General features: G+C 48.7%; 21 protein-coding genes and 1 pseudogene. 16 read left to right on the top strand and 6 right to left on the bottom strand.

Annotated elements, in window-relative coordinates; translation table 11 throughout:
• On the bottom strand, positions 1-1,811 hold a 1,811-nt coding region (gene glgB / locus B3A20_RS06840; protein ID WP_290763059.1), incomplete at its 3' end, for a 1,4-alpha-glucan branching protein GlgB.
• A 225-nt stretch (positions 1,812-2,036) separates the two neighbouring features.
• Here glgB and B3A20_RS06835 point away from each other — a divergent pair.
• Complete coding sequence (locus B3A20_RS06835) at positions 2,037-2,468, top strand: acyl-CoA thioesterase (protein WP_290763057.1); 432 nt, start codon at positions 2,037-2,039, stop codon at positions 2,466-2,468.
• A gap of 121 nt (positions 2,469-2,589) precedes the next feature.
• Here the strand turns inward: B3A20_RS06835 and B3A20_RS06830 are convergent, their stop codons facing one another.
• Positions 2,590-3,810, bottom strand: a complete 1,221-nt coding sequence (locus B3A20_RS06830) for an iron-containing alcohol dehydrogenase (protein ID WP_290763055.1) — start codon at positions 3,808-3,810, stop codon at positions 2,590-2,592.
• Positions 3,811-3,819: 9 nt separating this feature from the next.
• Positions 3,820-5,271 carry an aldehyde dehydrogenase family protein gene (locus tag B3A20_RS06825; RefSeq protein ID WP_290763054.1) on the bottom strand — a complete coding sequence of 484 codons (1,452 nt, stop codon included), beginning with the start codon at positions 5,269-5,271 and terminating at the stop codon, positions 3,820-3,822.
• A gap of 113 nt (positions 5,272-5,384) precedes the next feature.
• On the opposite strand from B3A20_RS06825, the gene B3A20_RS06820 reads away from it, so the two are divergent.
• From B3A20_RS06820 to B3A20_RS06780, 9 genes are all read left to right on the top strand, one after another.
• On the top strand, positions 5,385-5,900 hold the full coding sequence (locus B3A20_RS06820; RefSeq protein WP_290763052.1) for a gamma carbonic anhydrase family protein: 516 nt from the start codon (positions 5,385-5,387) through the stop codon (positions 5,898-5,900).
• Positions 5,893-6,858 (top strand): diacylglycerol/lipid kinase family protein, encoded by a 966-nt coding sequence (locus B3A20_RS06815; protein WP_290763050.1) that lies wholly within the window; start codon positions 5,893-5,895, stop codon positions 6,856-6,858. Before B3A20_RS06820 ends, B3A20_RS06815 begins: the two co-directional genes overlap by 8 nt.
• Positions 6,858-7,877 carry a UDP-3-O-(3-hydroxymyristoyl)glucosamine N-acyltransferase gene (locus tag B3A20_RS06810; protein ID WP_290763048.1) on the top strand — a complete coding sequence of 340 codons (1,020 nt, stop codon included), beginning with the start codon at positions 6,858-6,860 and terminating at the stop codon, positions 7,875-7,877. Before B3A20_RS06815 ends, B3A20_RS06810 begins: the two co-directional genes overlap by 1 nt.
• 145 nt (positions 7,878-8,022) lie before the next feature.
• Positions 8,023-8,949, top strand: coding sequence for a UDP-3-O-acyl-N-acetylglucosamine deacetylase (locus B3A20_RS06805; RefSeq protein WP_290763046.1), 927 nt, complete (start codon positions 8,023-8,025; stop codon positions 8,947-8,949).
• On the top strand, positions 8,939-9,376 hold the full coding sequence (gene fabZ / locus B3A20_RS06800) for a 3-hydroxyacyl-ACP dehydratase FabZ (protein WP_014545193.1): 438 nt from the start codon (positions 8,939-8,941) through the stop codon (positions 9,374-9,376). Before B3A20_RS06805 ends, fabZ begins: the two co-directional genes overlap by 11 nt.
• Before the next feature lie 13 nt (positions 9,377-9,389).
• Positions 9,390-10,259 carry a sugar phosphate nucleotidyltransferase gene (locus B3A20_RS06795; protein WP_290763043.1) on the top strand — a complete coding sequence of 290 codons (870 nt, stop codon included), beginning with the start codon at positions 9,390-9,392 and terminating at the stop codon, positions 10,257-10,259.
• Between the two features lie 173 nt (positions 10,260-10,432).
• On the top strand, positions 10,433-10,717 hold the full coding sequence (locus tag B3A20_RS06790) for a GIY-YIG nuclease family protein (RefSeq protein WP_290763041.1): 285 nt from the start codon (positions 10,433-10,435) through the stop codon (positions 10,715-10,717).
• Positions 10,718-10,833: 116 nt separating this feature from the next.
• Positions 10,834-11,643, top strand: coding sequence for an RNA methyltransferase (locus B3A20_RS06785; protein ID WP_290763040.1), 810 nt, complete (start codon positions 10,834-10,836; stop codon positions 11,641-11,643).
• Positions 11,644-11,662: 19 nt separating this feature from the next.
• Complete coding sequence (locus tag B3A20_RS06780) at positions 11,663-12,619, top strand: GNAT family N-acetyltransferase (protein WP_290763038.1); 957 nt, start codon at positions 11,663-11,665, stop codon at positions 12,617-12,619.
• Between the two features lie 97 nt (positions 12,620-12,716).
• Here the strand turns inward: B3A20_RS06780 and B3A20_RS06775 are convergent, their stop codons facing one another.
• Positions 12,717-13,142, bottom strand: a complete 426-nt coding sequence (locus B3A20_RS06775) for a sugar 3,4-ketoisomerase (RefSeq protein WP_290763036.1) — start codon at positions 13,140-13,142, stop codon at positions 12,717-12,719.
• Between the two features lie 416 nt (positions 13,143-13,558).
• Here B3A20_RS06775 and B3A20_RS06770 point away from each other — a divergent pair, with 416 nt between their 5' ends.
• Positions 13,559-15,505 (top strand): sensor domain-containing protein, encoded by a 1,947-nt coding sequence (locus B3A20_RS06770; RefSeq protein WP_290763034.1) that lies wholly within the window; start codon positions 13,559-13,561, stop codon positions 15,503-15,505.
• Here B3A20_RS06770 and B3A20_RS06765 read toward each other — a convergent pair.
• Complete coding sequence (locus B3A20_RS06765) at positions 15,502-16,335, bottom strand: TatD family hydrolase (protein WP_290763032.1); 834 nt, start codon at positions 16,333-16,335, stop codon at positions 15,502-15,504. The two genes, B3A20_RS06770 and B3A20_RS06765, sit on opposite strands and share 4 nt — an antisense overlap.
• 125 nt (positions 16,336-16,460) lie before the next feature.
• Positions 16,461-16,928, bottom strand: coding sequence for a transcription elongation factor GreA (gene greA, locus B3A20_RS06760; RefSeq protein ID WP_290763030.1), 468 nt, complete (start codon positions 16,926-16,928; stop codon positions 16,461-16,463).
• 73 nt (positions 16,929-17,001) lie between these two features.
• On the opposite strand from greA, the gene B3A20_RS06755 reads away from it, so the two are divergent.
• From B3A20_RS06755 to B3A20_RS06740, 5 genes and pseudogenes are all read left to right on the top strand, one after another.
• On the top strand, positions 17,002-17,298 hold the full coding sequence (locus tag B3A20_RS06755) for a DUF7724 family protein (protein WP_290763028.1): 297 nt from the start codon (positions 17,002-17,004) through the stop codon (positions 17,296-17,298).
• The gene (locus B3A20_RS06750; RefSeq protein WP_173565129.1) at positions 17,291-17,524 is read left to right on the top strand and encodes a DUF7723 family protein; all 234 of its coding nucleotides are present in this window, start codon (positions 17,291-17,293) and stop codon (positions 17,522-17,524) included. Before B3A20_RS06755 ends, B3A20_RS06750 begins: the two co-directional genes overlap by 8 nt.
• On the top strand, positions 17,517-17,798 hold the full coding sequence (locus B3A20_RS06745) for a DUF4160 domain-containing protein (protein ID WP_290763025.1): 282 nt from the start codon (positions 17,517-17,519) through the stop codon (positions 17,796-17,798). The genes B3A20_RS06750 and B3A20_RS06745 overlap by 8 nt, the downstream gene beginning before the upstream one ends.
• Before the next feature lie 371 nt (positions 17,799-18,169).
• Positions 18,170-18,652 (top strand): annotated as a pseudogene (locus B3A20_RS15545) (DUF2062 domain-containing protein); the annotation flags it as partial.
• A 99-nt stretch (positions 18,653-18,751) separates the two neighbouring features.
• The gene (locus tag B3A20_RS06740) at positions 18,752-19,996 is read left to right on the top strand and encodes a DUF1015 domain-containing protein (RefSeq protein ID WP_349680070.1); all 1,245 of its coding nucleotides are present in this window, start codon (positions 18,752-18,754) and stop codon (positions 19,994-19,996) included.
• Positions 19,997-20,026: the final 30 nt, after the last annotated feature.

The raw sequence follows: 20,026 nt of genomic DNA, 5'->3' as shown, positions 1-20,026 counted from the left end.
TACTCAAGGAGGAACCATTCGAGCTGCTCATATTCTCTCCACTCGATGAACTGTGCTATCTCGTGGCCCATGAATCTGAGCTTCTTTCCCGGATGTGTCATCTGATACATCATCAGGAGCCTGCTGCCGGCGAACTGTCTCCACGTGTCTCCCGGCATCCTTCCGATGAGGGACGCCTTGCCGTGGACTACTTCATCATGCGACAGAGGCAGTATGAAATTCTCGCTGTATGCATATGTCAGTGAGAATGTAAGCTTGTTGTGGTGATAGCTCCTGTACGGGAAGTCCTGCTTCATGTACTCGAGCGTATCGTTCATCCAGCCCATGTTCCACTTGTAGTGGAAGCCGAGACCGCCCTGCTCTGGCGGGCGAGTGATGCTCGGAAAGCTTGTCGATTCTTCAGCGATGAGGATGGCATGCGGGGTCAAGCGGCCCATGATGCTGTTCAAGTGCTTGAGGAATTCGAGCGTATCGTAGTTGATGTTGCCACCATCTTTGTTCGGTACCCATTCGCCCGGTCCCTTACCGTAGTCGAGGTAAAGCATGGATGCAACAGCATCGACGCGGAGACCGTCGCAGTGAAATTCCTTAAGCCAGTACATCGCGTTTGCAATGAGGAAGTTCTTGACTTCGTTACGGCCGAGGTTAAAGATGTATGTGCCCCAGTGCGGGTGTTCGCCCTGGCGCGGGTCGGCGTGCTCGTAGCAGGCGGTGCCATCGAAACGTCCGAGAGCGTGAGCGTCCTTCGGGAAGTGGGCCGGAACCCAGTCCAAAATCACGCCGATTTCGTTCTGGTGGCAAAGGTCCACAAAGTGACGGAATTGGTCCGGCGTGCCGTAACGGCTCGTGGGGGAGTAGTAACCGGTGACCTGGTAGCCCCAGGATTCGTCGAGCGGGTGTTCGGCGAGCGGCAAGAATTCCACGTGCGTGTATCCCATTTCCTTGAGGTACGGGATGAGGCGTTCAGAGAGTTCGTCCCAGTTGAGGAAACGGTCCGGATTAGCCGGGTCGCGACGCCAGGAACCGGCGTGGACTTCGTAAATGTTCATCGGAGCGCCAAAGACCTTTGTGGCCCAGTGCGTCTTCATGTAAAGATCGTCGCCCCATTCGTAACCGTCGAGGTGAGTCGTGATGGAGGCTGTTGCCGGGCGGACTTCGGCGAGCTTTGCAAGCGGGTCCACCTTCACATGGAGTTGGCCATCGGCGCCGTGAATTTCAAAGCGGTAGAGTTCGTTTTCACCAAGGTTCGGAATGAAGATTTCCCAAATGCCCGAGGCACCGAGCATGCGCATCTGGTGACGGCGGCCGTCCCAGCTGTTGAAGTTGCCGACTACAGAAACTGCATGTGCGTTTGGAGCCCAAACGGCGAAGTGAACGCCCTTGAAGCCCTGGTGTTCGATGATGTTGGCGCCAAGCTTGCGGTAAAGTTCGTAGTGCGTGCCTGTTGCAATCAGGTGGCGGTCAAAGTCGCTGAGGACCGGCAAGAATGCATACGGATCGACGAGCGTGTATTCGATGCCGTCGGCCTGCTTGATGATGAGCTTGTAAAAGAACGGCTTGTATTCCAAGTCGAGGATGGCTTCGAAAAATCCCGTGTCACCAAGCTTTACAAAGTCAAATTCTTCAGTGCCGTCGCACGATTCACCGCGGACAAAGCATGCCTGCGGCTGGTAGGTGCGGATGACGGTCTTGATCCCGCGATCGGTTTCGAGCGGGTGGATACCTAAAATTGAAAACGGGTCTTTAGTCTTGAAGTCCCAAATTGCCTGCATGTTTTCTGCGGTCAGGCTCGTGAAATCGTTCCATTCCATAGATTTTCTCACTTAATGTTTTAACGCAAAGAAAAATAACATAAAATGGGAATGTTATGCGAATAATTGCAATAAAAACCGTAATATTTTGATAATTAATTAGACGAGAGACCGCTTTGCTGGTAGACGAGTGACGAGAGAGGCGAATGCAATGGATACGCTTGAGAATGCAACATCTTTCGTCTTGAATTATTTTGTTACATTTATTTGGAATGGAGGCTTATAATGGCTGTTGTGATGGAAGAAAATGCAAATCCGATGAAGTTTGAAAAGCTTTTTAAGGTGACGCCCGAGATGATTGATGAAAACCGCCACATGAACAACGTGTGGGCGGTGCAGTGGATTCAGGATATTTCAATTGCACATTCCGATTCCGTCGGTGCGACCGATGTCATGTACCAGTTCGGTTGCGGCTGGATGATCCATACGCAGTTTGTGGAATACAAGAACCAGGCGTTTTTAGGCGATGAAGTCCGTGGAACGACGTGGGTGGCTAGTTACAGTAAGGTGATGAGTGTGCGCAAGTGCCGCTTTGAACGCGTTTCCGATGGCAAGGTCGTCTTTGAATCCGAGACGCAGTGGGTCCTCATGGATATGAAAAAGGGAAGGCCGTTCGCCATCCCTCAAGAAATCAAAGACCGCTTTCAAGTAAAGTAAGGAATGTCATGCCTGCCTCCGAGCTCTTTGACCACTTAGAGCTTTAGCTCTTACGTGGTCATGATCCGCGTATGGGGAAGGCATCTGCATTTGTCATGCCCGACTTGATCGGGCATCTCCTTTATAACTTCGTTCCTTTCACAATGCGATAGAGCGTTTCGAGCTCTTTCGCATTTAATATTTTCGGCACGGGGTAAAGCGGGTTTGCTTCTTTGCTTGCCGACTTCGCGAGTCTTGGAATGTCCTCTGTTTGGATAAATTCCAAGTGCTCTGGAATGTCCATAGAGCGGTTCAACTCGCGAATCTGCATAATGAAAACTTTGGATGCTTCATGGTTATCGAGCTCTGCCGGGACGGCTCCGATGGCTTTTGCAAAGAAGCCGAGACGCATTTCGCAGGTTTCACCGTAAAACTCTAGAACATGCGGCAGAATGACCGCGTTTGCAAGCCCGTGAGGCGTGTGGTACATTCCGCCTAAGCTATGCGCAATGGCATGAACGTATCCAACGTAAGCGCGAGTGAATGCGTAACCAGCGAGGTATGCCGCTTTTTGCAAGTTTTCACGAGCCTTGATATTGTGACCATCGCGATAGGCGTTCTGGATATTTTCAATAATCAATTGCCCTGCGGTGATGGCAGCTTCTTCGCTTCCGCCGAAATTGCTGTTGCCGATGTAGGCTTCAATGGCGTGCGTGAGTGCATCCATGCCGGTAGTTGCCGTAAGATTGGCGGGCAAGTCGAGCGTAATATTGGCATCGAGAATCGCAAGACGCGGAATCAAGACGAAATCGTTAATCGGGTATTTCTCATGTGTCTGCGGATTAGAAATCACGGCGGCCACAGTCGCTTCGCTTCCTGTCCCCGCCGTCGTCGGGATGGCAACGAGATACGGGATCTTGCGAAGAACGCGTAGCGTCCCTCGCATAAATGTAATCGGCGTCCAGCGCCTTACAATGCGGATGCCCACGCCCTTTGCACAGTCGATTGCAGAACCGCCGCCAAACGCGACAAGTCCGTTGCATTTATTTTTGCGATAAATGCGGGCGGCGTCATTGATGTTGTCAATCGTCGGATTCGGAATAGTTTGGTCGTAAATTGAATACAGGACGCCTGCTTCTTCCAAGTATTTCTTGATATTCTGGAAGTGCTCTGTTTGCGCCAAGAATACGTCTGTGACGAGGAGAACGTTGCTTACGTTATTCGCTTTGAGCTGGTTGGGAAGCTGTTGCAAACTCCCGGCTCCGTGAATAAGCTGAGGTTCTCGCCATGGCATAAAGTGTACGCCAACAAAGAACGCTTTTTGGAATGCTCGGCAGGCGAATCTGTAAAGGAATGATGCCATAGTGACCTCCTACATCGACTTTAAAAAGCGTAAAGCTTTTTCTGCAAAGTTCTGGATTTTGGAACGCAAACTGCCGGGAACAATTCCGTAGGGCGGGTGGAAAAATGTCACCGCATCGAACCCTTTTTGCTCCATGATGTTGCGCTCATGGCTAAACGTCTTGAATCCGAAAAATCCGTGGTAATTGCCTGTACCGCTCATGCCCACGCCGCCAAATGGAACTTCCAAATTCTCGATTTGGATAATGGTGTTGTTCACGCAGGTGGAACCCGATGTGGTATGGCTCAAAACGTAATTGATGTCGCGTTTGTTCGTACCGAAGATGTACAGCGCAAGTGGTTTTGGGCGGCTTTGTACAAATGCGATCGCTTCGTCAAGATTCTTGTAGGCAATAATCGGCATAATCGGTCCGAAAATTTCGGACTTCATGATTTCCATGTCGGACGTGACGTTTGTGAGCACGGTAATTGGTGTGTAGCAATTTTCGATATCGCTCACTCCGCCGATAACTTGTTTAGCGCCTTTGGCAATTGCATCCTTGATGAGTGCGGCATGGCGTACAGTTGCGCGTTTGTCTACAATGTGGACAAAGTCTTTACATTCATGGCGCTTAGCTTCGGTATCGCCAAATCTCTGTTTGATTTCTTCGGCAAAAGCTTCTGCAAATTCCTGAACTTTATCTTCGGGACAAAGTGCGTAATCAGGCGCAATGCAGGTCTGCCCGCCGTTCAGCGTCTTGCCCCAAGCAATCTGCTTGATGTGCTTCTTGACGTTTACGCCGGGGAGCAGAATCGTGGGCGACTTTCCGCCAAGTTCAAGCGTGATGCTCGCGTGGTGCTTGGCTGCCATTTCTGCAATGTGTGCGCCGACCTTCGGACTCCCTGTAAAGAATACATGGTCGAACGGAAGCTCTAGTAACTTGTCTCCAATTTCAGATCCTTCGCCTTCAATGAGTGCAATTTCATTTTCCGGGAAGTTCTCTTTAAACATCTTCACGAGAACTTCACTCACGTGCGGAGTCTTGTGCGAAGGCTTCGCCATAATCACGTTGCCTGCCGCAATCGCCGAAATTATCGGATTTACAAGCAACAAGAACGGATAGTTCCACGGTGCAAAAATCAGCACACGGCCTTTCGGCTCGTAGTGGAGGCGGCTTTTGGACGTGGGTAAAAAGAAAACTCGACTAGCGCTTTTGTCCTTCATCCATTTTTTCAGATGGCTGATGGTGTGGTCGATTTCTTCAATCGTCGGGAAAATTTCACTGAGCCATGCTTCGAAACGCGGCTTGTGGAAATCCTGCCAAACCGCTTCGTAAAATTCTTCTTGATACTTCACGACGGCTTCGCGAAGTTCTTTCAGCTTTTGAATACGCTCTTTGGCACTCGTCTGGGCTATTTTCCAGCGATTTTCCCCTTGAGCTTCAAAGATTTTTTGGATATCGATCCCATGTATTTCGTTCATACTCAATAAGATAGAACATATTGGGCAAAAAAGGCGTTTTAGGTGGTGAAAAACAAAGCTTTTTTAAAAATTTTTCTGTTTCATCTATTCATGTATTTTTGTAAATTGAAACTATGGGTTCCTTAATTAAGTATAAAGGCAAAGCCCCGCAGGTGGGGCAGCGCGTGTTTATAGCCGAAGGCGCATGTCTCGTGGGCGATGTGAGCATTGGCGATGATTCGTCTGTGTTTTACAATGCCGTGTTGCGTGCCGATTTGGCAGAAATCAAGATTGGCAAGCGGACAAATATCCAGGATAATGTGTGTGTCCACGTTTCGACGGGTGTCGGCGTGAACATTGGCGACGAGGTGACTGTTGGTCATGGTGCGGTGTTGCATGGCTGCACAATCGAAGATAACGTTCTCGTGGGCATGGGTGCAATTATCATGGACGGAGCCCTTATCATGAAAAATTGCATTGTCGGTGCAGGCGCTCTTGTGACGGCTGGTAAAAATTTTCCCGAAAATTCCCTGATTGTTGGGTCTCCGGCGCACATCGCAAGAACACTGACTGCAGACGAAATTAAAAACGTAAAGATTGGCGTAGAACACTACTTGGACGCAAAGGATGAACTTCTAAAAGATGTATAAGTTCTTTTTCCTAATAAATCCGGTGAGTGGAGGTGGACAAGGAAAGGTTATCCATAAATTTCTTCCTGAAATTATGGAGTCAATGGATTTTAAAGCCGATGAATGGAAGGCTGAATTCACGCGTAAGGAAGGAATGGAAGAGCAAATCTTGACGGCTCTTTCTTCGACGGAAAAGCTTGTTGCCGTGGGTGGTGACGGAACTGTTTCGTCCGTGCTTTCCATTATGCTTTCGTCTGAATATGCGGACCGTGTTCATATAGGGCTTATTCCGCTGGGTACAGGCAATGACCTAGCTCGTGTGCTTGGTCTGTACAAGCCGTTTGCCGATAAGGGACTTTTGTACTTGGTGCGCAGACTCTTGATGGCAAAGTCAAGACCGTTCGATATCTGGACGGTGAACGGTAAGTATGCGCTTGCAAATTATTTCTCTGCAGGTATTGATGCCCGTATTGCGCATGACTTTAATCATGACCGAGCCACGGGTGTTATTTCTTCGAATTCTGTGGTTGCAAATAAATTGCATTACGTCAAGCGTTTTTTTGCAGACCGCGCGTATCACTTGAAAAGCGGTAAACTTTCAATGGTCGTCAATACGCCTGAGCTCAATGAAACGGTGGATTTGACGGGGCATACGACGGTCATCGTTGGTAACATTCCGAGCTTTGCCAGTGGCGCCAATCCGTTCTTCAAGTCCGACATGGCGGATGGCTATTTGGAAGTGGTTTGCGTGCCGAACATGTTGAACTTTTTGCTTGCGATTGCGGTCGGGAACATCCCTGTCATCGGGTACTTCCTGAAGAAAAATCTGCTCAAGTCGCGTAAGGTGCGCTCGCTGACGCTTGAACTTGCGGATGATGAATACATCCAGCTCGATGGCGAGGATTTAAGTGGCAAGCTGGGCAACCGCGTTACCATTCAGTTTGCATGTCAAGTTCACATGCTCACGCTAGAGGAATAATGTTTTCGGTTTCTTTATCTGAAATTCTTGAAACGATGAATCTTAAAATGCCTTCGAACGAGGGCGTTTTAAGTTTTGAATTGACTGGATTTTCTTCGCTCGATCAGGCGGGACCGCACGATGTTTCGTTCTGGACAGGAGATGCTAAGACAGAAACGGGGCTTGCAGGGAATGCCGGTGGCGTGAGCGCTAGTGCTTTTGCGGGCGTTACGGCGGGGTTCCTCTTTGTGCCGAGTTTGTACGAAAAGTATTGTGTGGACGGTCGTTCGGAACTCTTGCCGAATGTGCATTTTGTATGCCCGGTCGAAAATCCGTACCATGCGATGGTGACGTTCATGAAGGAATTTGTGGAACGTCGTGAAGTTTTTGAAGAAACGAAAATAGCAGCATCTGCACAAGTTCATGCATCGGCGGTTGTCGAGGGCGTGGTGGGCGAGAATGCTGTCATCGGCCCGAATTGCGTGGTAATGAAAGGCGCTACGATTGGCGCTGGCACGATTCTTGAAGCGAATGTGACTGTTTACCCGCGTGTGACGATTGGCGAAAATTGCGTGTTCCAGGCGGGCGTTGTCGTGGGACCTCGCGGTTTTGGATTTTACGAGTATGAAGGCAAGCGCCGTATGGTGCCGCATTTGGCGGGAGTCCGCATCGGGAACCGCTGTAGCTTTAGCGCTAATGACGTGGTCGCGGCGGGTTTTGTCTCTCCGACGGTGATTGGCGATGATTGCCATTTCGATACGTTCGTGCAAGTGGCGCATAACTGCCGCCTTGGGAACAACATCATGATGGCATCGCAGTCTGGCGTGGCGGGCTCCGTGATTATGGAAGATGACGTGGAATTCGCTGGTGGCGTACAGTCGGCGGGGCATTTGACGATAGGCAAGGGCGTGAAAGTCGCTGCCAAGGCGGGCGTGACCAAGAGCCTTAAGGCGGGCAAGGTTTACGCGGGCTACCCGGCCGAAGAAATTGACGTCTGGCGCCGCTCCGTCGTGAAACTCCGAATGATGGGCAAGAAATAGGCGACGATGCCACCACAGTTGGTAGAACTTAGCCCGCTTCGCTCTTAGAACTTAGGCTTCCATTTTAAAATCTAAGTTCTAAGCTCTAAGTTCTAAGTTCTTAACTTTCAAGTGTGCATTTTTTTTATAAATTCCCGTTATCTAAATGAAAAAAGATTCTCGTAAAAGCCCGCGTGAGTGGAAATTTAGTTCTGCGTCTTTGTCTTATGGCAAAGCGAACGTAAAAATTGAAGTCCAGGAGTACAATCCGCAACTGGAGCCTCGCGTCGAATGGCGCGTGGGAGGTCGTGCTTTTTACAGTACCGATTGCGCAAAGTGCTTCACGGATTTGAAGTTCCGCGTAGCCCGTACTGCAATTTACGAATTGGGCGAAGGCGCTCATGCGTTGACGCTTGCGTCCCCGGAACACCTTGCACCGGTATTCTTGATGTGGCCGTCTCGCCGCTTTGTGGTCGATGTCGCCTGCAACGAAGAAAGTGAAAAAGGGTGTGTTGCCGAAGTTCCGCTGATGGACGGCAGTGCGCTCCCGTTCTTTAGTGAATTTCGCAGAAATGTGGGTGCACCCGAAGAACTTGCATTTTACGATGTTCCCGTACATGCGGAATGGGACTTGTTCCGCACGGATGTCACTGATGCGGCTCAGGCGCAAAAACCTTACGGTTCCGTAAAAATTACGCCGTGCGAAGCTTTTGAAGTGGAATACATTTTGGAACGTAACGAAAACGGCCACGTCTTTAAGTCGGCGGCAAATGTTTCCATTTACTCGGCAGAAGACTTGTACAACGTCTTCGCTGCGAGAACTTTCATTTTGAAAAACGAATTTGACGAAGCCCGCAAGGCCGGTTTGCTTGGCGGGGTGGATGAATCCTGTGGGCTCCTGCTCGATAATTCTGAGGCGGCGAAAGCGCCCTTTAGAGTTGCCGACGAACCCGCTCGTCATAAAATCCTCGACCTGTTGGGAGACCTTTGCTTTGCAAAGCCTGCACTCCCGAAAGTTCGTCTGGAAATCATCAACGGTGGTCACTTGAGCCACAGAACAATCTTAGAAAAGGTGTTGCCCTATGCTTTATAATGAAGAACAAGTTCATGCCCTCCTCCCTCAGAAGGCTCCGTTTGCTTTCGTGGACGAAATTCAGGAAATCACCGAAGGTGACCAGCCGTCTATCGTTGCTGTTTGGCACGTGACGGGCAAGGAAAAATTCTTTGATGGACATTTCCCGAACAATCCGGTGCTCCCGGGCGTGATTCAGATTGAATCCATGGCTCAGGCCGCAACGCTCTTGACGATGATTGCCAAAAAGGCCGATGTCGAAGGCAAGCGCCCGGCATTCATGGGTGTCGAAAACTGCCGCTTCCGCGCTCCGGTGATTCCGCCGCAGGACTTGACGCTCAAGGCGACACTTGTGATGGCTCGCCATGGCATTTACAAGTACACTGGCGAAATCTGGCAGGGCGAAACGCTTATCTGCAACGCCTCCTTTAGCGCTGCAATGGTCTAATTAAGGCTGTGTTATGACGCGAGCTGACGATAAATTGAACGTGTTGATTCTAGCGGCTGGGCTTGGCACAAGGCTGAGACCTTTGACGTCGGAAATCCCGAAGCCGTTGGTTCGCGTTTATGACAAGAGCATTCTCGAAATCCAGATGGAGCGGGCAAAGTCGCTTGGCGATATCCGCTTACACGCAAATGCGCATTACCTGGCCGACCAGATTGTAAGCGAGGGTGAACGTCTTGGCTTCGAAAAAGTCTGGGTCGAAACGCCAGAAATCCTCGGAACGGCAGGCCCGTTGCGTCGGATTTATGCGACGGGGTATCGCGGTGGCCTCTTGATTATGAATGGCGACGCGTACTGCAATTTTGACTTGGGTGCGTTTGTGCGGAATGCACGAAACCGCTGTGATGTTGCACTCCTGGCGGTCGATTTTCCCAAAGTGAACACGTTCCGCGTGGGGGCGGATGGCCGCCTTGCAGGCGTTGTCGGTCGTTTCGGTGCTACGGAAGGCGTGCCCGCGACGTTCTCTGGAATCTCGTGGTACAGCGACGAAGCTTTGGCTAGAATCCGTGACGGCGAATTTGATATCCGTGAATTCTGGAAACAGGAAATTGCGGCTGGCCGTGCGCCGTTTGTCGATATGTCGCAGTTGCATGCCACGTGGATTGATATGGGATCGCCCGAAGGTCTCATGGCTGCTGTGGAAGCGCGTTTGCAGGAACTTGGGCATGATCCGAACGAGGCCGTTGTCGAACCCGGTGTTGCTTTGCCTGCCGACGTGAAAGTCAAACATTCTGTAATTTTTAAAGGTGCCGAAATTCAACCCGGCGAGACCATCGAAAACGAAATCCGCGGAAAAGATTTCAGATGGATAGTCAATGGTCAATAGTCAGTGGTCAATGTAAAATATATGGTTTGTTTTTAATGTGTCATCCTGAGCCCATTCGACAAGCTCAGGGTAAACTCCGAACCGAAGGTTCGTAGCCGATATACGATACTTGGCAACTTGTTGCCTTAGTAGAGTTAGGTTCGAAGGAGCAGGATCTAAAACGAATAAGCAATATGCCAAATAATTATTATACATACATGATGACAAATCAAAGTAATACTACTTTATATATTGGTGTAACGAATAATATTGAACGTCGTGCGTTGGAACATATTGAAGGGACTGGTGCTGCATTTACATCTAAATACAAGATTAATAAACTTGTTTATTTTGAACGATATACAGAAGTATTGGATGCAATTAGGCGAGAAAAACAATTAAAAGGATGGAAACGAGAAAAAAAGGTAATGCTTATAAATCAGATGAATCCTGAATGGAATAACTTGATGCAAGAATAGAGATCCTTCGACTCCACGCTTAACGCGTTTCGCTCAGGATGACACTTTAATCAAACCGTTATCAACTATAGTAGAAATAGCCCTAATCCCTAAAACCTGTAACCTAAAACCTAAAAATGCGTAAATTTAGAGTAGTACTTGTTGAACCGGAACACCCGCACAATGTGGGTTTTGTCGCACGTGCCATGCATTGCTATGCATTGCCGGAACTTTATATTGTCTATCCCAAGCGCGACAAGGTCTTGGACAAATCTTACCACACGGCCGCAAACAGCCACGACATTCTGGATAACGCAAAGGTCGTCCACAAGTTCGAAGATGCCATTGGCGATTGCTCTTGCGCTGTTGCCTACAGCCGTCGCATTTTTGCAAGTTCCATCAAGCATACGATGGTGCAGAACTTGTCTGAAATGCTCCCCAAAGACGGAACGATTGCTCTCGTGTTTGGCCGTGAATCTTGCGGACTTGCGCTTGAAGAAGTGAACGCTTGCACGTACCAGTGCGAAATCCCGGTGCCGGGACTCATGAGCTTGAATCTTGGACAAGCAGTCTCGATTAGCTTGTACGAGCTTTGCCGTTCCGGGGCACTCGCAAACGGCGAGGGCCGCGCGAAGCGCACAACGCGAGGCGTTGCCGAAACGGGGCCTGCAACCATTCAGCAGATTGATGGCTTCAAGAAGTTCTTGGATCGCTATCTCACGGGACAGTATCACGATCAAGCTTGGCGCGATAGCTTCCTCAACACGCTTTTGCAGCGCTTGCACCCGACACGTAACGAACTCTCAGCTTTGTTCGGTTTGCTCCGTAATTTAGCAGGCAAGCCCGCTCGTTTGGAACATGCTGCAGAAAAGGCTGCAAAGCAAGCGGCGCAGAGCGCTGAACAGGATGAAACGCCGAAAGCCGAAAACTCTAAGAAGTCCAAGTAGCGTAACGCCGGAGATGGACATGTACGAAATTTTGCCCTACAGTCACGAACAGGAATTACGCTGGGACCGTTTCGTCATGGAAAACTCCATGAACGGAACGTTTTTGCAGACGCGCCGGTTCTTGAACTACCATCCTGAAGGACGATTTGCAGATGCATCGTTCTTTGTGGAAAAAAGTGGTATTGTTATTGCTGTTGTTCCTGGCTGTAGCATCGATGGCAGATTCGTGTCGCATCAGGGTTCGACTTTTGGTGGTCCCGTCATTTCCAAAGATTTTTATTCGGGCAACAAGATTCTTGAAATCGTCAAGGCCATTGATGATTACATTGTCCAAAATTTCAAAAGTGTCAAGCTAAAACCGACCTCTCGCATTTTTGCAACAGTATCGACAGATTTGTTGGATTATGCGCTTGAGCACTCTGGCTACAGTCGCCATACGGAACTCAGCTGCTACACGCCGCTTGTTAAAGGTGTTGATCCGCTTGAAATTTGCAAGCGCGAATGCCGCCATAATTTTAGACAAGCTGAAAAATTGAATTTGACATACGGCGAAATTCCCGATAGCGAAATGGAAAAATTCTACGACTTCCTTGTGCTTTCAAAAGCTCGTTACAATACCAAACCGGTTCATTCTTTAGCGGAATTGCGCGACCTCAAACAGAGATTCCCAGAAGATGTTTTATTCCGCGGCGTTTGGCAGAACGGCGAATATTTGTCGGGGATGATGATTTTCAATTTCAAACAAGCGAAGGCTTTCCATTTCCAGTACCTTGCACCCGATGATTCCAGGCGTGAAACGAATGCCACAACAGCGTTATTTGTAAATGCGATGCGTGAGGCGGCTCAAGTTGGATGTGAAAAGTTCTCGTGGGGAATTTCAACAGAAAATGGCGGCGCTTATTTGAACGAAAATCTTTACCGATTCAAGGAATCGTTTGGTGCGCTCCCGTGTGTGAACGCTAGATACGAGAAATGAGTTACTAGTTGTTGGTCCTTAGTCAATAGTTTTTAGTTTTGCATACGTGTAATCGAAAATCTCTAATGACCATTGACCAATAACTATTGACTAAACTCTAATCCCTATTTACTTCTTTTACAAATTCCTCATACTCATAGATGTAATCGGATTCGTCATAGTGTTCCGATGCGAGTACCATGCAGACTGCACCCGAAGAGAAATTCTCGATTTCGCGCCAGTGCATTGTCGGAATGTAAAGCCCGTGGTAGGAACGGTTCAGCGAATACTTGGAACGCTTTTTGCCGTCGTCCAGAATCACGTCAAAGCTACCGCTTGCAGCGATAATCAATTGACGTAGCTTGCGGTGCGCATGTCCGCCGCGCGTTGTTCCGCCCGGAACGTCGTACAGGTAATACACTCGCTTGATGTCAAATGGGACAAGTTCGCCGCCTTCGACAACGCTCAAGTTGCCTCGCTGGTCGTGAGCGATAGGGATATCGATTAAACGCGGTTCATTAAGCTGTTCTTTGTTCCATTCCATGCCCCTAATATAACAAAACAAATCCCGATTCGATTGTCGCATCGCAAGAATATGCTCTGTGAACATTTTTATATCATATAATTGTAAGAGAATTTTTTATGAAAACGGTGATTTACGTTGCTTTTTGTCCCGTTTTGAATTTTTTGAATCGATTTGGATACAAACTTTTCATTTTTTTAGATATTTTCGCAATTTTTATGATATATTACATATGAATGGAAAAAATCTGTTAACATAAGGTTTATTCCAAGTTGGAATACTTGGAGTTGGAGTAAAGAAATCATTACGAAAAACTTTCAGGATGTTCTATTTTGAAATATTCTACTTATTTTAGGTGTAAATAATAGGATTGGGTTGACATGAGACTTTTTGACGAACATGTAGTGTTGCGCTTTGCGCTATTATTAGCGTGTTTTTTGTTTGCAGAAACTATACCAGATATTCTGAACTTTACAGAACACGTCTATAACTTTATACCGTACTTTTTGGCGATAGTTTTTTTGGCGTATGTCGCCTTGTTCTATAAATTCCCGATGGATGGCCGGAAAATCCGTAATGATGTGGATATCCCGGAACCTAAGGTCGTCGAACCGATTCGCGACCTGAAAAAGGACCTCCTTGAAAAAGATGAAATGTTCCAGATGATGATTGATGTGTCGTCGGATGGATTTTGGACGTTCGATGTGGCGTCGGGGAAGGTTTATTGGTCCAATCGCGTTGCCAAGTTGCTTGCCACCGATAGCGCAAGCCTAGAAGATTCCTTTGAACCTTTGAAAAAGCGCGTGATTGAAAGCGACTGGAATGCCTTCCGTGAACAGCTGAATGCCGCTTTGCAGACATTGGGAACTTTCTCGTGCAACCTGACTCTGCTTGACGCCTCCAAGAAAAATGCAAAACTCGTGATTAGTGGGCGCGTTCAAAGTAATGACTCTGGTCGTCCGATTCGCGTGATTGGTTCTTTGACGGAACAGGTTGATACCAAGTCTGCTGAACGCGAACGCTATAATTACGTTTATCAGGATGCGCTTACAGGCGTTTATAATCGCAAGTATTTCCTCGAAAAGCTAAAAACCGATGTCGATATTGCGGCAAAGCGCCCGGACTATGTTTTTGCGGTAGCTCTTTTGGATATCGATAGCTTTGGTGCTATCAATGCTTCTTACTCCATCAATATTGGCGATAACGTTCTTCGCACGATTGCTGACCGCTTAAAATCAATTGCTCGCCCGGATGACTGTGTGGCTCGAATTGGTCCTGATGTGTTTGCCGTTATCTTGCACAATATACAGAGCCGAGACCCGAATGACGATTTGATTCCGCTTGTACGTAATATTCATAACAAAGTTAAGTCTCCGATTTCGTTGGAAGGCAAGGACCTTTACATCAGCGTTTCGATGTCGATTGTCGTGAATCAAGATGTGGATTGCGTCGAGGATATTCTTGCCAATGCAAACGCTAGCCTTCGCGATATGAAGAAGGGCATTAACCATGGCGGTATCCAGTTCTTTAGCGGCGGCATTCGCGAAAAGGCGATGAAACTTTACAAACTCGAATTCGAAATCCGCAGGGCTATCCAGGCGCAAGAATTTGTACTCATGTACCAGCCGATTGTCGATATCCAGGCGGGCAACAAGATTGTGGGCTTTGAAGCGCTTGTGCGCTGGAACCAGTCGGAACGCGGCATTATCTCGCCGGCTGAATTTATCCCGATTGCCGAAGAAACGGGCCTCATTGTGCCGATGGGAGCGCTCATCTTGCGCATGGCTTGTAAGCAGACCAAGCAATGGGTCGATATGGGCTATAAGGATATCCAGGTCGCTGTAAACTTCTCGGCAAAGCAGTTCTCGATGGATTCCATGGTCGACGATGTGCGTCGTGTGCTGACCGAAACGAACTTGAATCCGCGCAACTTGAAGCTTGAAATTACCGAATACACGGCCATGTGCGAAGCGGACAAGACGATTGAAATCATGCGTGCGCTTTCGAATATGGGTATCCAGATTTCGATTGACGACTTTGGAACGGGTTACAGTTCACTTTCGTACTTGAAGCGCTACCCGGTGCATACGCTCAAGATGGACAAGTACTTTGTGGATCATGTGGCGGATAACGAAGAAGATGCTTCGTTTGCTCGCATGGTGATTGGCATTGCGAAGTCTTTGAACTTGGACCTCATCGCCGAAGGCGTTGAAACGAAGGAACAGCTCGACTTCTTGTACCGCGAAGGCTGCCACTTGATTCAGGGCTTCTACTTTAGCAGGCCGCTCAATACGGATATGGCGCTAGAGTACATGAAAGAACATTACAATGTTCCCATGCAAAGTTCTACCTTTGAAACGGAACCGGAAGCCGTTAAAGCTTAAATTCCGTAACACGTTCTAGTGTTTTCGCGACAGTGATGGTAGAGTTCTTCTACCGTCACTTTTTTTATTTCGGCGAGTTTGTCGGCGATAAACGGGATGTAGCCGGAGTGGCAGGGCTTGCCGCGGAAGGGGACGGGCGCCATGTAAGGGGCGTCGGTCTCCAAAAGCATCTGGTCAAGCGGTACGAGCGCTGCTGCGTCTCGGACATTTTGCGCGTTGTTGAACGTGACGATTCCCGTGAATCCGACGAAGATGTTTGCGTCTAGCTGAAGGAGTTGCTCGACGAATTCAGGCGTGCCCGTAAAGCAGTGGACGTGAACGTTGCGGTTGTGGAGGCTCGCGGTGCGGAGCACGGCGAGGGCGTCATCATCGGCTTCGCGGAGGTGGAGTACTAGAGGCTTGCCGCTTTCGATGCCGAGCTGCAAATGGCGCTCGAAGAGCTTGACTTGGGCTGCCTTTGTTTCGGCGCCGTAATGGTAATCGAGACCGAATTCACCGCAGGCAACACACTTCGGGTGCTTCAAGAATTCAATCATTCGGGCTTCATCTTCGGTTGTTTCTGTTTCGACGTACTCGGGATGGATGCCGTAAGCGGAGTAGACGAAGGGATATTTTTCGCTGAGTTCGCGAGCGCGGTCGAAGTCTGCCGGGTCGCAGGCAACGTGGATAAATGCTTCGGGCTGTGCTATTTTGGATGCGGCCGCTTTTTCTTTAGCGGAACTGCGTTCGGTTGTGAAACTGGCAGTTTGGAAACGCTCTAAAAGTGCGTCAAAGGATTCGCCCGCATGGCGCTCGTAAGAATCAATATGACAATGGGTATCGATGAACATTAGGTGAATTCGGAGAGCTGAGTTGTCATTCCCGCCCCGGAACAGAGTCCGGGATAAACTCCAGCGGGAATCTCCTTCTCTAATAATGAAATGGAGGTGCCCGCTCGGTGGCGGGCATGACATATTTAGTAACTAACCTCTAATATCTCGTATGTAATCTTTCCGCGGGGGGCTTGGACTTCAACGGTGTCGCCGGCTTTTTTGCCTTGCAAGGCTTCGCCGATGGGGGACTTCATGCTGATGCGGCCTTGGAGCGGGTCGATTTCCTTGTCTCCGACGATGCTGTAAACCTTTTCGCGTTTGGTCTTTTTGTCAATCATTTTGACGGTGGCGCCAAAGCGGATAGAACCGTCCTTGGTGGCGGCGTTTTCGACAATCTGTGCGCCATCCAAAATGCGGTCGAGTTCACGCAAGCGGCGGTCAATTTCGCGCACGCGCATGCGCCCGTATGTGTAGGCGGCATTTTCACTGCGGTCGCCTTCGGCTGCGGCTGCCTGCACCTGGTTGATCATTGCCGGGCGTTCGACATATTTGAGATGTTCCCATTCTGCCTTGAATTTTTCAAAGCCTTCTTTCGAAATCAAGTGTTTCATGGGATGAAATTTAGAAAATGTGATTGAAAAAAAATATTATTTTTAATGAAAGGAACGATTGGAGCAAAATGTTATGGAAATGAAAAAAGAATATTCTTTGAATCAAACGGCTCGTTTGTATAGCGAGTCGTCCTATACATTGTTCCAGTTTGGTAAAGAGACCATTAGGTTCATTGCTCCCCGTTGTCTTGAAAAGTATGAAAAGGTTTTAACTTGGGATAATGGGTATATTGTTGTGATGACAAAGTACAGCTACAGCAAGGATTTGGTTGAAGAATATATAGACCTTGTTCCGATTTTGAAAGATTTATATATTGATGTTGATCGATTTTTGGCACCGATAAAAAAAGTGGAGGTGAGGTATGCTTGATGTAAAGTCTATAGCAGAAGAAGCTGATGTCATTATCAGTGGCTTTGCTTTTTTATTCGAAGGCGAAAAGGTAAAAGTGGTAGATTTAAACAATGGCCATGGTGTTGCTGTTTTTAAGAAAGACGGAACGCTTATAGAAACCAATATGGATTCGGTAGAGCAGGATATTGCTAAGGGTTATTTGTCTAACGCTTTGGAATATATGGACGAATCTGTTTATGCCTAAGTTCTACAACTTTAAGATTGCCGGATATTTTCTTTATTTCACATCAATGTGTATCGTGGAGTGCTTTCACGCCCATGCCAGTGACAGCCGCTTGACGGAAACTGGCTCTGCAAAGTTCTTTGTGAAAGAAAATGGTGATACGGTTGTTCAGAATAAAGGAACTTTGAATGATCGGGATCTTTTGAAAATTCAGAAGTTCATCAAAGATCATTACAAGGAAATGTACTTGTTGTGGCAGCAGCATGATGGTGGTGAATTTTACCGCGGAAATTAGTTATTGTTCTAGAATAATTCCTCCTCAAGTCAGAAATCAAGTTCATCTTCAAATTTGAAGACTGTTTCGTCTTCTAGCAAATTGACTAGCATTTGATCTACTTAAACAAGCTTAATGCCATCTCTGTTCGTTGTCTGAAGGACTTGTAGCCGGGGGAGTTACGGGGCTGGCGATTGAAGCCCCGTTCGAGGGGGTGATGGAAGACTTGCCCTAAAAGGAGGTGCCCGCTCGGAGGCGGGCATGACAATAGGGCAAGGCTGCAATCAGGGGGAGGCTTCCCCCTTTTATAGAACAAAGGCTTCGCTCTCGTCTCTAGTCTTTAGTCTCTCGTCTATATTTACTATCTTTGGCTCGGTTATTTAAGAGGTGATATGGTTAAATTGAGAAGGAACGAATCGAAGTACAAGCGCTTAAGCCGTATTTATTACAATAGGATGTTTCCGAGGCGTCAGGATGCCATGCGTGTGGCGTGGTCTGTCGCGGCGGGCGTCTTTATTGGCATTTGGCCGACGATTGGTGTTGCCATTATTTTGACGGTTGCGTTCTGTGCCTTGTTCCGTCTTCCGAAGGTTCCGGGGGTTGTCTCTTCGTTTGTGGCAAACCCGCTGACTCAGTTCGGTTTTTTCTACCCGACGGGGTATATGCTCGGGTGCAAGATTGTCCATCCGGGGGCGATTAAGTTTGATTTTTTGGAAGAATTCCAGGGGCTTTCGTTCAAGAACTTCACATCTGTTATCAGTCATTTGTGGAATGACGCCGCGGACCACCTGTTGGCGTTCATGATTGGCATTACAATTGTCGCTGCTATTGGCGGCGCCATCTTCTTTTTTCTAGCTTATTTCATCGTAAGTTACAGGAAGAAAAAATGGATTGCGGCAAAGACGGGTTATATCCATAACTTGATTGCCGAAGACGAAGTTTTAATCAAAGAAGCACACAAAGGAAAGAAACCTATGATGCACATCTATCCGTTCAAGGCTTTGCGTCCGGTGAACCCGGCTGAAGCTGAGACTATCTCTGCGCTCCCTTACGACGTGATGAATCGCGCCGAAGCCAAGGCTATGGCTGAGGGCCTTCCGCACTCCTACTTGCGCGTGACGCGTGCCGAAATCGAACTTCCGGATTCAGTCGATGCTTACGACCCGAAGGTTTATGCCCACGCTCGTGAAAATCTCGACAAGATGATCGAAGACGGCGTGATCGCTTTCGACCAGAAGCCGTGCCTCTACGTTTATCGCCAGACGATGAACGGTCGCGAACAGTACGGTCTTGTGTGCTGCGTTCCGGCTGCCGACTACTTCAACGGCACCATCAAGAAGCACGAACTTACCCGCGCTGACAAGGAAGAAGACCGTTTGCGCCATGTGCTCGCCACGAACGCCAATACGGGTCCGGTGTTCCTCACTTACCGCGACAACGGCCAATTCGATATCTTCGGTGCTGTGACCAAGCGCAAGCCTGTTTACGACTTCGTGAGCAAGGGCGACGGCTTTGGCCATACCGTCTGGATTATAGACGACGATGCCGAAATCGAAGCCATCCGCAAGTCCTTTGAATCTGTTCCGGTAAGCTACATCGCTGACGGTCACCACCGCAGTGCTGCTGGCGCTCGCGCTGCCAGCTATCGCGCTGAACAGAATCCGAAGAACACTGGCGAAGAAGAATACAACCGTTACCTCGCTATCCTCTTCCCGAGCACCCAGCTCAAGATTTTGGACTACAACCGCGTGCTTAAGGACTTGAACGGCCGCACGCCGGAACAGCTCATGGAAGAAATGAAGCTTGTGTTCGACATCGAAGAATTGCCGAGCGTGCAGAGCCCGTCTAAGCAGAACCAGGTGAACTTCTACATGGGTGGCAAGTGGTATGCCTGCACGTTCAAGGACAAGTTCCTCAAGAACCTTGGCCCGGTCGATAGCCTCGACGTGGCTCTCCTCCAGAAGCTCGTGCTCAAGCCGATGTTCGATATCGACGATCCGCGTACATCGAAGCGCATCGACTTTGTCGGTGGCATCCGTGGTCTCGGCGAACTCGTAAAGCGCGTCGATAGCGGTGAATGCGCTTGCGCATTTGCAATGTACCCGACCACGCTTGATCAGCTCATGAGCATTGCCGACGCTGGCGAAATCATGCCGCCGAAGAGCACTTGGTTCGAACCGAAGCTCCGCGACGGTCTCCTGGTCCACACGCTCGACTAACTGTAACGCTTTGAAAGCAACGAAGTCCCC

Source organism: Fibrobacter sp. UBA4297, assembly GCF_002394865.1.
GTDB lineage: Bacteria > Fibrobacterota > Fibrobacteria > Fibrobacterales > Fibrobacteraceae > Fibrobacter.
The sequence above is the reverse complement of the archived record's forward strand: the minus strand, read 5'-3'. Positions and strand labels throughout refer to the sequence as shown.

Coding starts and splice junctions, on each gene's coding strand:
- greA (WP_290763030.1), bottom strand. CDS start 16,928: ATGAAACACTTGATTTCGAAAGAAGGCTTTGAAAAATTCAAGGCAGAA.
- B3A20_RS06810 (WP_290763048.1), top strand. CDS start 6,858: ATGTTTTCGGTTTCTTTATCTGAAATTCTTGAAACGATGAATCTTAAA.
- B3A20_RS06795 (WP_290763043.1), top strand. CDS start 9,390: ATGACGCGAGCTGACGATAAATTGAACGTGTTGATTCTAGCGGCTGGG.
- B3A20_RS06815 (WP_290763050.1), top strand. CDS start 5,893: ATGTATAAGTTCTTTTTCCTAATAAATCCGGTGAGTGGAGGTGGACAA.
- B3A20_RS06785 (WP_290763040.1), top strand. CDS start 10,834: ATGCGTAAATTTAGAGTAGTACTTGTTGAACCGGAACACCCGCACAAT.
- B3A20_RS06825 (WP_290763054.1), bottom strand. CDS start 5,271: ATGAACGAAATACATGGGATCGATATCCAAAAAATCTTTGAAGCTCAA.
- B3A20_RS06805 (WP_290763046.1), top strand. CDS start 8,023: ATGAAAAAAGATTCTCGTAAAAGCCCGCGTGAGTGGAAATTTAGTTCT.
- B3A20_RS06790 (WP_290763041.1), top strand. CDS start 10,433: ATGCCAAATAATTATTATACATACATGATGACAAATCAAAGTAATACT.
- B3A20_RS06775 (WP_290763036.1), bottom strand. CDS start 13,142: ATGGAATGGAACAAAGAACAGCTTAATGAACCGCGTTTAATCGATATC.
- B3A20_RS06820 (WP_290763052.1), top strand. CDS start 5,385: ATGGGTTCCTTAATTAAGTATAAAGGCAAAGCCCCGCAGGTGGGGCAG.
- B3A20_RS06755 (WP_290763028.1), top strand. CDS start 17,002: ATGGAAATGAAAAAAGAATATTCTTTGAATCAAACGGCTCGTTTGTAT.
- B3A20_RS06765 (WP_290763032.1), bottom strand. CDS start 16,335: ATGTTCATCGATACCCATTGTCATATTGATTCTTACGAGCGCCATGCG.
- B3A20_RS06745 (WP_290763025.1), top strand. CDS start 17,517: ATGCCTAAGTTCTACAACTTTAAGATTGCCGGATATTTTCTTTATTTC.
- B3A20_RS06830 (WP_290763055.1), bottom strand. CDS start 3,810: ATGGCATCATTCCTTTACAGATTCGCCTGCCGAGCATTCCAAAAAGCG.
- B3A20_RS06750 (WP_173565129.1), top strand. CDS start 17,291: ATGCTTGATGTAAAGTCTATAGCAGAAGAAGCTGATGTCATTATCAGT.
- B3A20_RS06740 (WP_349680070.1), top strand. CDS start 18,752: ATGATGCACATCTATCCGTTCAAGGCTTTGCGTCCGGTGAACCCGGCT.
- B3A20_RS06835 (WP_290763057.1), top strand. CDS start 2,037: ATGGCTGTTGTGATGGAAGAAAATGCAAATCCGATGAAGTTTGAAAAG.
- B3A20_RS06780 (WP_290763038.1), top strand. CDS start 11,663: ATGTACGAAATTTTGCCCTACAGTCACGAACAGGAATTACGCTGGGAC.
- fabZ (WP_014545193.1), top strand. CDS start 8,939: ATGCTTTATAATGAAGAACAAGTTCATGCCCTCCTCCCTCAGAAGGCT.